The following is an 11,150-nucleotide window of genomic DNA, read 5'->3' on the forward strand; positions in this document are numbered from 1 at the left end:
TCGGTTGATCTTGCCGCTGGTTTGCTCCCCTCTCCCGCATGCGGGGGAGGGGCCGTGGGAGAGGGCGGGCGCTTGCGATGCCGCGATGCGCTCAAGTGCCCAGCCCGGACCTCAATGGCGGAAGTGACGAACGCCGGTCAGCACCATTGCGATATTGCGCTCGTCGGCCGCGGCGATCACTTCGTCGTCGCGCATCGAGCCGCCTGGCTGGATGACGCAGGTGGCACCTGCATCCACCACTACGTCCAGGCCGTCGCGGAACGGGAAGAAGGCGTCCGATGCCACGGCCGAGCCCGCCAGCGTGAGGCCGGCGTTCTGCGCCTTGATGCTGGCGATGCGGGCCGAGTCCACGCGGCTCATCTGGCCGGCGCCGACGCCCAGCGTCATACCGCCGCCACAGAACACGATGGCGTTCGACTTGACGAACTTGGCCACGCGCCAGGCGAACATCAGGTCGTCCATTTCCTTGGGCGTGGRCTGGCGCTTGGTCACAACGCGCAGCTCGTCCCGCTGGACGTTCCTGGCGTCGGGACCTTGCACCAGCAGGCCGCCGCCGACGCGCTTGAAGTCATACGGGTTGAGGCCGTTGCCCAGCGGAATTTCCAGCAGGCGCACGTTCTGCTTGGCAGCAAACACGGCGCGTGCGCCGGCGCTGAACGACGGGGCGATCAACACTTCGACGAACTGCTTGGCCACGGCTTGGGCGGCGGCTTCGTCCAGCTCGACGTTGAAGGCGATGATGCCGCCGAAGGCCGAGGTCGAGTCGGTCTTGAGGGCTTTTTCGTAGGCTTCCAGCGCGTTGGCGCCGACGGCCACGCCGCACGGATTGGCGTGCTTGATGATCACGCAGGCCGCGCCGGTGGCGGCGCCGAAGGTCTTGACGCATTCCCATGCCGCATCGGCGTCGGCGATGTTGTTGTACGACAGTTCCTTGCCCTGCAGCTGCGTGTAGTTGGCCAGCGCGCCATCGGAGGCTTTCAGGTCGCGATAGAAGGCGGCCGACTGGTGCGGGTTCTCGCCATAGCGCATTTCCTGCACCTTCTCGAAGGCCAGGTTCAGCGTCTGCGGGTAGGCGCTGCGGGTCTGGTGCGACTTGTCCGCGCCGAGGCTGGTCAGGTAGTTGGTGATGGCGCCGTCGTACTGCGCGGTGTGGGCGAACACCTTGGTGGCCAGGCGGAAGTTGGTGTCGTAGCCGACGCTGTTGGCGTTGGCGCGCATTTCCTCCAGCACCGGCGCGTAGTCGGCCGGGTCCACGATGACGGTGACGTCGCGGTGGTTCTTGGCGGCCGAGCGCAGCATGGTGGGGCCGCCGATGTCGATGTTCTCGATGGCGTCCGGCAGCGAGCAGTCATCCTTGGCCACGGTTTGCTGGAACGGGTACAGGTTCACGACCAGCAAGTCGATGGTGGGGATGTTGTGCTCTGCGAGAGCCGCCATGTGCTCGGGCAGGTCGCGGCGGGCCAGGATGCCGCCGTGCACCTTCGGGTGCAGGGTCTTGACGCGGCCATCGAGCATTTCGGGGAAACCGGTGTAGTCGGCCACCTCCGTGACGGGCAGGCCGGCATCGGCCAGCAGCTTGGCGGTGCCGCCGGTGGAGAGYAGCGCGACGCCGAGCGAGTTGAGCTCGCGGGCAAATTCGACGATGCCGGTCTTGTCGGATACGGAGAGGAGGGCTTGCTTGATCATGGCTATGGGGAGACGCTTCAAAGTAAACCGTGCTGCTGCAACTTCTTGCGCAGCGTATTGCGATTGATGCCCAGGTAGGCGGCCGCGAGCGACTGGTTGCGCTCGGCGCGCGCCATCACTGCTTCCAGCAGCGGCCGTTCCACGGCTTCGAGCACCATGTTGTACATATTCGACGGCTCTTCACCGTCCAGGTCGCGAAAGTAGGCACCCAGGCTGTCCCGGATGCACTGGTCGATAGCGTTGCGGCTCATGCGGCAAGCAACTCCCCGTTATTGTTGTTGTTCGACTTGTTGCGTTTCTCGTCGTCGGCATCATCCGTGCCGTCCGCGCCGTCTTCCACATAAACCAGGCGCTCGGACAGCAGCGCCTGCTCATCGAAGAATTCGTTGACCGCGGCGAGCTGGGCCGTGGTGCTGTCCAGCGTGTTCATGCGGTGGCGGAACAGGTTGGCGCCGGCCAGGCCGCGCGTGTACCAGGCAATGTGCTTGCGCGCGGTGCGCACGCCGGTGAACTCGCCGTAGAAGTCGTAGTGGTCTTCCAGGTGCGCGTTCATGATGGCGCGGATCTCGGCCACTTCCGGCGGCGGCAGCAGCTCGCCGGTGACCAGGTAGTGCTCGATCTCGCGGAACAGCCAGGGCCGGCCCTGCGCCGCGCGGCCGATCATGATGGCATCGGCGCCGGTCACGGCCAGCACATGCTTGGCTTTTTGCGGCGTGGTGACGTCGCCATTGGCGACCACGGGGATGGAGAGCGCGGCTTTGACCGCGGCAATGGTCTCGTACTCGGCTTCGCCCTTGTACAGGTCGGCGCGCGTGCGCCCGTGCACGGTGAGCATGCTGATGCCGGCGTCCTCCACCATGCGCGCGATGCGAAGCGCATTGCGGTTCTGGCGGTCCCAGCCGGTACGGATCTTGAGCGTGACGGGCACGCGCGGATCGACCTCGGCCACGGCGGCGACCACCGCCTGGACGATGCGCACCACCAGCGGCTCGTTTTGCAGCAGCGCCGAGCCGGCGGCCACATTGCACACCTTCTTGGCCGGGCAGCCCATGTTGATGTCGATGATCTGCGCGCCGCGCTCTACGTTGTGGCGCGCGGCCTCCGCCATCATGGCCGGCTCGGCGCCGGCGATCTGCACCGCGATGGGCTCGACTTCGCCCGTGTGGTTGGCGCGCCGCATGGTCTTCTCGCTCTTCCACAGCTGTGCGTTGGATGCGACCATTTCGGACACCGCATAGCCCGCCCCCAGCCGCTTGCACAGCTGGCGGAATGGCCGGTCCGTCACACCGGCCATGGGCGCGACGAACAGGTTGTTGCGGAGTTGGTGCGGTCCGATTTGCACGATAGCGACTGTAGCGACTGACGAGGGGCCGCAAGGCGGCCCGCAACTAGACAAAAATGAAAATGGCATGCCCTGCCGAAGCATTGCTCGGCGTCATTCAGTGGGCATGTGCGAGGGCAGGATTTTACCGCCAAACGGCCCGGGCTGCTCAAGATTTGAGCAAATATTGCACCGGGCCGGATTGCAAACAATGTTGACGACAGGGCCGCCGGCGGCCCTTGGCAGCCTTTAGCGGCGCATGCCGTACATCATCTGACGCGCCAGCGTGTCCTTGAGCGGTCCCAGGCAAGCGAGCGCCGCCAGGGACGCCCCACGCGCGTGGGCAGCGAGCGGGTAGGAAACGCCGAACACGCGCGGCAGCAGGTCGGTCACGCCGATGGTGACGGCCCGATCCAGCTTTTGTTGCGCCGCAAACGCCTGCAGGGCCTGCGGGCTGCAGTCGGCGCGCAGCGCGAGCGCCAGGGCAAAGGCGTCGCGCAGGCCGAGGTTGAGGCCCTGGCCGGCCACCGGATGTAGCGTCTGCGCCGCATTGCCGACCGCCACCACGCGGCCCTGCACGGTGACGGGCGCCGCGTTCAGCCCAAGCGGGAAGGCATGGCGCTTGCCAATGCCGGTGAAGCGGCCCATGCGCGGGCCGAAGGCTTGTTCAAGTTCAGCAAGGAACTCCCCTTCGGACAGCGCGAGCCGGCGCGCCGCTTGTTCCGGCGGGCAGCACCAGACCAGGGCGTAGCCGGGCGTGCCGTGCTCTTCATGCGGCAGCAGCGCCAGCGGCCCTTCCCCGGTAAAACGCTCCCAGGCCCAGCCGGGCTGCGGGCGCGAGCAGGCCACGTGGGCCACGATGGCGGTCTGCCCATAGTCGCGCCGGAATTTCTGTCCCTGCGCGCCACGCTCCGCGCGGGTGGACTGCTGGTGGAACAGGCCGCCTTCGGCCTGCACCACCAGGCGCGCGCCGAAGGCGGTGGGCTGCTGGTCATGGTCATGGCCGGAGAGGCGCACCGGGCTGGCAGCAGCCGTATCGGGACCAGATTGCTCCAGATGATCGATGCGCGTCTCGTAGATCCGCCGCAGGCGTTCGCCAGCGGGGGCGGGGCTGGCCTGGACGGCCTGGGCCAGCGCACGCTCAAGTGCCTCGCACAGCTCGCCGTAGCGCACCACATAGCCCAGCGCGGGTACGTCGTAGTCGTGGCTGTGGAGCTTGACGTGGCCGAACCGCCCGCGTTGCGACACATGGATATGCTCGATCGGGGTGACAGCGCGGGGCCACGCGCCGATCTGCTCGAGCAGCTGGCGGCTGCCGTACGACAGCGCGATGGCGCGCGGATCGCGGGACGCGCGCGCCGGCGTGGCGGCGTCGATCAAGGTCAGGCGCCATGGGCTCTTGCGCAGCAGCAGGCTGGCCAGCGCGAGGCCTACCGGCCCTGCGCCGACGATGGCGATATCCCTGTCCGCAGAGGCTTCAGTGCTGGCCGGGCTCATGCTCGCTGCCTGGCTGGGCGACGGGGTTGCTGTCGTTGCTTGCATTGCCCATGGCGCCGGACTCCGCCGGCTGCGCGCCGCGCTTCCAGCAATTGGCATCGGTACGGTGCTTGCCCGCCGCCGCGTCGCTCAGGGCGTTGTCCAGCTTCTGCTGGTTGAAGCCGGGAAACGCCTGCAGGCGTTCCACCAGCGCCGCATGATTGGCCGCGTCGAGCGGTACCACGCAGCCCCGGGGTGTGCCGTCGGCCTTGGGGTCTCCCACTAGGATCAGCCAGGCCTTCCCGGCCCATGGCTCGCGGTTCGAGACCCGCACCACCACGCGTTCGATCACGTCCCATTCGAGTTCTTCGCGCTGGCCATCGGGGCGATGCACGACCAGGCGGTCATCATAGAGGTTGACAACGAACGGTTGCGCGGGATCAACGGCGCGCGCGCGGCTGGTCTGCGTGCGCTCGCCGCTCGGAAGTAGCTTGCGTAGCCAACTGATCATCGTGCACCTCCCGCGTCGCGCATCAGCGCCTCGATTTCGTCCGCCTTGACCGGCACGCCGCGCGTCATCAGTTCGCAGCCGCCCTCGGTGACAACCGCATCGTCCTCGATGCGGATGCCGATATGCCAGAAGCGCTCCGGCACTTCCGGTGCCGGGCGCACGTAGATGCCGGGTTCCACCGTCAGCACCATGCCGGGCGCGAGCGGACGCCAGGCGCGTTCGCCCTCGGCCGGCGCCGCGCCGGGCACGCGGTACTCGCCCACGTCATGCACGTCCATGCCCAGCCAGTGGCCGGTGCGGTGCATGTAGAACTGGCGGTAGCTGCCGCTGGCGAGCACTTCGTCCAAGCCGCCGCAACGGTTTGCATCGAGCAGGCCGGTATCAAGCATGCCCTGCGCCAGCACCCGCGTGGCGGCGTCGTGCGGCACGTTGTAGGGCACGCCGGGGCGGGTCTCGGCGATGGCGGCTTCCTGCGCGGCCACCACCAGGTCGTACAGCTCGCGCTGGGCTGGCGAAAAGCGGCYGGAGACGGGGAAGGTGCGGGTGATGTCGGACGCGTAGCCATCGAGCTCGCAGCCGGCGTCGATCAGGCACAGGTCGCCGTCGCGCAGCTCGGCGGGGCCGGCGCGGTAGTGCAGCACGCAGGCATTGGGGCCGGTGGCGACGATCGAGTTGTAAGCGACGCTCTGCGCACCGTGGCGGCGGAATTCGTAGAGCAGCTCGGCTTCCAGGTGGTATTCGCGCAGGCCCTCGCGTGAAGCGCGCATGGCGCGCACATGGGCCTGGGCCGAGATCTCGGCGGCGCGGCGCATGGTGGCGATCTCGCCGGCGTCCTTGAACAAGCGCATCTCGTCGAGGATGGTGCGGATGTCGAGCGCCGTCGATGGCGCGGTCACGCCGGCACGGCCTTGCATGCGCACCGTTTCGAGCCAGCGCCGCACCTGCATGTCGGTGCGGGTGTTGGCGGCCAGCGGGTAGGCCACCACGGCGTGGTTGGCCAGCAGCGAGGGCAGCAGGGTGTCGATTTCCTCGACCGAATGTGCCTCGTCGAAGCCGAAGGCCGCCTGCGCGCCTTCCGGGCCATAGCGGAAGCCATCCCAGATCTCGCGCTCCTCGTGCTTGGGGCGGCAGAACAGGATGCTGCGCTCGGCGCCGCACGCCTGCGCCACCAGGACCAGCACCGCCTCCGGCTCGGTGAAGCCGGTCAGGTAATAGAAATAGCTGTCGTGGCGATAGGGATAGTCGCTATCGCGGTTGCGCATGGCTTCCGGCGCGGTGGGCAGGATCGCCACGCCGCCGCCGGCGGCGCGTAATTGCTGCAGCACGCGGGCGCGCCGGTCGCGACAGGCGAGAAGGAGGGCGGAGTCGGGTGCGGACATGTGTTGGGCCACGTGGATGGGGAATAGGGCGATTCTAACGCCGCCGGATTGCCGGCGMGGGCCTGGACTGGCCGGACCCGCTCAGGGCAGGGGTGCGCAAGCGGTGCCGGCCCGCGCTAGCACCGTGGCATCGAGGGCCGCCAGCTGGGCCGGCGTGCCGACGTTCTCCCAGGTGCCGTCGAAGCGCTCTCCGCTGGCCAGCCCGGCCGCCACGGCGGCGCGGTAGTAGGGCGTCATGGCAACTTTCTGGCCGGGCTCGATGGCGGTGAACAGCCGGGTGTCGTACAGGCCGATATTGCCAAAGGTCAGGCTCGGCGCCGTCGCCGTGGGCGTGGGCAACAACAGGCCGTCGGAGCCGAGCGCAAAATCGCCGCCCGGATGGAACGGTGGATTGGGCACCATCACCAGGTGCATGCGCGGCTCGGGCGCGCCGGCCATGGCGCGCGCGCGGGGCAGCAGGGTGCGGAAGTCGTAGTCGGTGAAGATGTCGGCGGACACCGCCAGGAAGATCTCGCCACGCTTGGGCGCGGCCGACAGCAGCGGCAGCGCCTGGGCAATGCCGCCGGCGGTTTCCAGCGCGCTGGGCTCGGCCGAGTACGCCAGGCGCACGCCGAAGCGGTCGCCATCACCGAGCGCCTGCTCGATCTGCTCGCCAAGCCAGGCGTGGTTGATCACGATGTCCTTGAAGCCAGCGCGCGCGAGCGCCTCGATCTTCCAGACGATCAGCGGCTTGCCGCCCACCGGCAGCAGCGGCTTGGGATGGGCATCGGTCAGCGGGCGCATGCGCTCGCCGCGCCCGGCTGCAAAAATCATGGCTTTCAATGCAGGGTCTCCGGCGCTTATTTCAGCGCGTGGTTCAGCAGGTATGTCAGCGCGATCAGGGTACCCATGCCGCCGGCGATGGTCCAGCCGATGCTGCGCGTCCTGGCGGCGATGACAATGGCCACCAGCCCGGCTACCAGGCGCGCGTTGCCGGGACCGATGTCGACGTGGCCATCGCGCATCAGCAGGTCGGGCGCGATCAACGCCGACAGCATGGCGGCCGGCACGAACTGCAGCGCGGTGCGGAACCACGACGGCAGCCGCACCCGGCCTTCCACGGCAATGAAGGACAGGCGGATCAGGAAGGTGGCGAGGCCGGCGCCGATAAACACCAGCAGCAGGGTGAGCTGGCTCATGCGGCGGGCTCCGTCGCGGCCGGCTTGCGCTGCCTGCGGTCCTTGCCCAGCAGCAGCATGCCCGCGGCAATCCCGCCCAGCGCCGCGACCATCAGGCCAAGCTTGTGCGGCATGCCATGGCAGGCCACCGCCAGCGCCGTGGCCACCAGCGCCGCCGCGGCGTGCGAGCGGTGCTTGATGCCGGGCACGATGATGGCGATGAAGGTGAGCGGCAGGAAGAAATCGAGCGGCCAGTCGCGCGGGATCTGGGCGCCCACCAGCACACCCGCCAGCGTCGAGACCTGCCAGCTGGCCCACAGCGCGAAGCCGGCGCCAAAGAAGAACCAGTGGCGGTAGCGCTTGTGTTCGTTGTCGTCGCTGAGGCGCCGCGTCATGGCGGCGAAGGCCTCGTCGGTCAGCAGGTAGGAGATGAGTGTCTTCCAGCGGCCCGGCAGGTGCGCCAGCGCCGGGGCCATGGTGGCCGAGTACAGCGCATGGCGCAGGTTGACCATGGCGACCGTCACGGCGATCAGCACCGCCGGCGTGCCCGCCGCCCACAGTTGCGTCAGGATCATCTGCGAGGCGCCGCCGAACACGATTGCGCTCATGGCGCAGGCCAGCCACGCGGGCATGCCGGCGTTGACCGCCAGCACGCCATAGATCAGGCCGAACGGCGCCACGCCGAGCAGCATCGGCGCCAGTGCCCGCACGCCAGCCCACCACTCGCCGCCGCGGGTGAGCGTGGCCGTGGGATCGCCGCAGGATGTCATGGCTGCGCGCCCGGCATGGCTTGCGCCGGCATCAGAACGTGTAGCCGACCGGGCGTTCGACGCCGTCGAGGGCGTCGAACAGCCGTACCAGCCTGCGCAGCTCGATGTAGCGGCCCGCCACCTGGCGCGCGTACTTGAGCACCAGCGGCAGGTTGGCCAGGTAGCCATCCTTGCCGTCGCGATGGTACAAGCGGGCAAAGATGCCGAGTACCTTGAGGTGGCGCTGCAGGCCCATCCACTCGAAATCCCGGTAGAAGTCGCCAAAATCGGGCGCCACCGGCAGCCCGGCCTTGCGCGCGCGCTCCCAGTAGCGGATCAGCCAGTCGAGCTGCTCCTGCTCGTCCCATTCAATATAGGCATCGCGCCACAGCGACACCGCATCATAGGTAATGGGACCGATCACCGCGTCCTGGAAATCCAGGATGCCGGGATTGGCCTCGCCCTCAAGCACCATCAGGTTGCGCGAGTGATAGTCGCGATGCACATACACCCGCGGCTGGGCCAGGTTGTTGGCCAGCAGCGTCTGCATCACTTCGGCCAGGCCGGATTCCTGGTCGGGCGTGAGCGTCACGCCCAGGTGCCGGGCCACGTACCACTGCGGGAACAGGTCGACTTCGCGCTGCAGCAGCGCGTGGTCGTAGGCGGGCAAGGTGCCGGGGCGGGTCGCGAGCTGGATCTTCACGAGCGCGGCGGCGGCATCGCCATACAGGCCGCGCGCGCTGGCCGCGTCCAGCCGCGAGAGATACGTGGTGTTGCCCAGGTCGCTGAGCAGCAGGAAGCCTTGCTCGAGGTTTTGCGCCAGTACCTTGGGCACGTTCACGCCGGCGGCGCCGAGCAGTTCCGCGACATGGATGAAGGGGCGGCAGTCCTCCTGCGCGGGAGGTGCATCCATCACGATCACGCTCGGATGGTCGGGGTGGCTGGTGCTGGCCCGGAAGTACCTCCGGAAGCTGGCGTCGGCCGATGCGGGGGTGCAGGAGTCGGGGTTAACGGACCAGGCCGGACCGAGTCCGGACACCCAGACTTTGAGCTGGTCGAGACGCGGGTCGAGAGGATGTGCTGCCATGCCGGAAAGGGAGAATAGGATGCCCCGTATAATACCCGACCAGACCCGGGCCCCGGGGCGGCTCCCAGGCGGGCCTCCTACAGCCCGACAGCCTGCTTCGGCGGTGRCTGGCGGTTGCTGGGCCGCCGCCGCCGCTCTGACTCATGACCCGCTCGCATGACCGAACTACGACGATCACCGAACCAGAAGGCTAGCAAGACACCGGCACGACTCCCCGGCAGCGCGTTGCGCCCGCTCGTGTTGGCCATGGCCGGCTGGTCGGTGGGTGCGCACGCGCAGGCCGTGAGCTCCACCATTCCCGACCTGCCGGTGGCCGAGCCGGCCGTCGAGGTGGTGCCCGAGGCCCCGCCGGTAGCCGGCGAACTGGTGCCGCGCCTGGCCGAGCCGGGCACGGCCAAGACCAAGACGGCCGAGCCGGGCGACAACCCGCCCACCTTTGTCTCGGGCGACCGCATGACCGGCTATAACCAGCGTGGCGTGGAGCTCGAGGGCAACGCCGAGCTGCGCCGCGATGGCGGCGTGGTCAAGGGCGACAAGCTTACCTACGACCAGGACAGCGACGAGGCTTTTGTCCACGGCAATGCCCGCATTTCCCGCGACGGCTCGCTCTCGGTTGGGCCGGAAGCCCGGCTGCGGGTCGAGGCCAACGAAGGCTACATGCTGTCGCCGGACTACTACTTCCAGCAGACCGGCGGCTCCGGCAAGGCCGAGCGCATCGATTTCATCGACAAGAACCTCAGCACGATCAAGCGCGCCACCTACACGACCTGTTCGCCGGATAACGCGGACTGGTATTTCAGCGCGCGCGAGCTCGATATCGACAGCGACCGCCAGGTAGGCACCGCCTATGGCGGCGTGCTGCGCTTTTTCGACGTGCCGATCATGGCGGCACCGGTGTTCAGCTTCCCGCTCAACAACGAGCGCCGCAGCGGCGTGCTGCCGCCGCTGTTCGGCTACAGCTCGCGTTCGGGCATGGACCTCACGGTCCCGTATTACTTTAATATCGCGCCCAATCGGGACCTGACGATCTTCCCGCGGGTGCTGAGCTCGCGCGGGGTGCAGCTTGGCACCGACTACCGCTATATCGGCAGCGGTTATTCCGGGCGTATCCGCGGCGAATTCCTGCCAGACGACCAGAAGACCAAGACCAACCGTTGGGCGTATTCGGTCCAGCATGCCCAGAACATAGCGCCGGGACTGAATGCGTACGTCAACCTGAACAAGGTGTCGGACACCCAGTATCCCGATGACCTGACCCGCTCGGTGACACAGGCGACGTTGCGCCAGTACACGCAGGAAGGCGGCGTCACCTACAACTGGCAGGATTTTGCCCTGCTGGCCCGGGTGCAGAAATTCCAGACGCTCGCGCCTAGCCAGCCTTCTTATGAGCGTGTGCCTCAGCTCAATGGCAAGTACACGCGCTATGACCTGGGTGGTTTCGATATCCAAGTGGAAGCCGACTACACGCGCTTCCGCATTCCTCTGGGCACGACAGGTACGCAATTGCCGCAGGGTGAACGTGTCTTCATCCAGCCCTCGATCAGCTATCCGATCATCCGGCCAGGCTGGTTCGTCACGCCCAAGGTGACGTTCAATGCCACGCAGTATCAGATGGAGTCGTCCACCAACACCGCAGGCACGCCCAATACGCTGAACCGGGCCCTGCCGACCATGAGCGTGGATTCGGGCATGACGTTCGAGCGCGAGGCACCGACCGTGAGCCGGCTGTTCGGCGTCAACTACGTGCAGACGCTGGAACCACGCCTTTTTTATGTCTACACGCC

At 67.7% G+C, this 11,150-nt stretch carries 11 protein-coding genes; 1 reads left to right on the forward strand and 10 read right to left on the reverse strand.

Translation table 11 applies throughout. The features are described 5' to 3' along the window. Positions 1–111: 111 nt before the first annotated feature. The 10 genes from purH to AC1DS3_RS08790 form a co-directional block, all read right to left on the reverse strand. Positions 112–1,686 (reverse strand): bifunctional phosphoribosylaminoimidazolecarboxamide formyltransferase/IMP cyclohydrolase, encoded by a 1,575-nt coding sequence (purH, locus tag AC1DS3_RS08745; RefSeq protein WP_477127019.1) that lies wholly within the window; start codon positions 1,684–1,686, stop codon positions 112–114. Between the two features lie 17 nt (positions 1,687–1,703). Beyond that, a complete protein-coding gene (locus tag AC1DS3_RS08750; protein ID WP_006156396.1) occupies positions 1,704–1,937 on the reverse strand; it encodes a Fis family transcriptional regulator in 234 nt (77 codons plus the stop codon). Then, the gene (gene dusB / locus AC1DS3_RS08755) at positions 1,934–3,028 is read right to left on the reverse strand and encodes a tRNA dihydrouridine synthase DusB (RefSeq protein WP_441640531.1); all 1,095 of its coding nucleotides are present in this window, start codon (positions 3,026–3,028) and stop codon (positions 1,934–1,936) included. The genes AC1DS3_RS08750 and dusB overlap by 4 nt, the downstream gene beginning before the upstream one ends. Positions 3,029–3,256: 228 nt before the next feature. Further along, positions 3,257–4,504, reverse strand: coding sequence for a UbiH/UbiF/VisC/COQ6 family ubiquinone biosynthesis hydroxylase (locus AC1DS3_RS08760; protein WP_441640530.1), 1,248 nt, complete (start codon positions 4,502–4,504; stop codon positions 3,257–3,259). Further along, positions 4,485–4,994: a hypothetical protein gene (locus tag AC1DS3_RS08765; RefSeq protein WP_441640529.1), complete on the reverse strand. Its 510-nt coding sequence runs from the start codon at positions 4,992–4,994 to the stop codon at positions 4,485–4,487. Before AC1DS3_RS08765 ends, AC1DS3_RS08760 begins: the two co-directional genes overlap by 20 nt. Next, on the reverse strand, positions 4,991–6,373 hold the full coding sequence (locus AC1DS3_RS08770; RefSeq protein ID WP_477127020.1) for an aminopeptidase P N-terminal domain-containing protein: 1,383 nt from the start codon (positions 6,371–6,373) through the stop codon (positions 4,991–4,993). Before AC1DS3_RS08770 ends, AC1DS3_RS08765 begins: the two co-directional genes overlap by 4 nt. An 81-nt stretch (positions 6,374–6,454) precedes the next feature. Continuing rightward, on the reverse strand, positions 6,455–7,195 hold the full coding sequence (gene murU / locus AC1DS3_RS08775; protein ID WP_441640527.1) for an N-acetylmuramate alpha-1-phosphate uridylyltransferase MurU: 741 nt from the start codon (positions 7,193–7,195) through the stop codon (positions 6,455–6,457). Between the two features lie 17 nt (positions 7,196–7,212). After that, the gene (locus tag AC1DS3_RS08780) at positions 7,213–7,551 is read right to left on the reverse strand and encodes an AzlD domain-containing protein (protein ID WP_043343742.1); all 339 of its coding nucleotides are present in this window, start codon (positions 7,549–7,551) and stop codon (positions 7,213–7,215) included. Next, on the reverse strand, positions 7,548–8,300 hold the full coding sequence (locus AC1DS3_RS08785; RefSeq protein ID WP_441640526.1) for an AzlC family ABC transporter permease: 753 nt from the start codon (positions 8,298–8,300) through the stop codon (positions 7,548–7,550). The genes AC1DS3_RS08780 and AC1DS3_RS08785 overlap by 4 nt, the downstream gene beginning before the upstream one ends. Positions 8,301–8,331: 31 nt before the next feature. Then, a complete protein-coding gene (locus AC1DS3_RS08790; RefSeq protein ID WP_441640525.1) occupies positions 8,332–9,366 on the reverse strand; it encodes an aminoglycoside phosphotransferase family protein in 1,035 nt (344 codons plus the stop codon). Positions 9,367–9,522: 156 nt separating this feature from the next. Here AC1DS3_RS08790 and AC1DS3_RS08795 point away from each other — a divergent pair. Further along, on the forward strand, positions 9,523–11,150 hold a 1,628-nt coding region (locus AC1DS3_RS08795), incomplete at its 3' end, for an LPS-assembly protein LptD (RefSeq protein WP_477127021.1).

This window comes from Cupriavidus sp. 01L46, assembly GCF_056399905.1.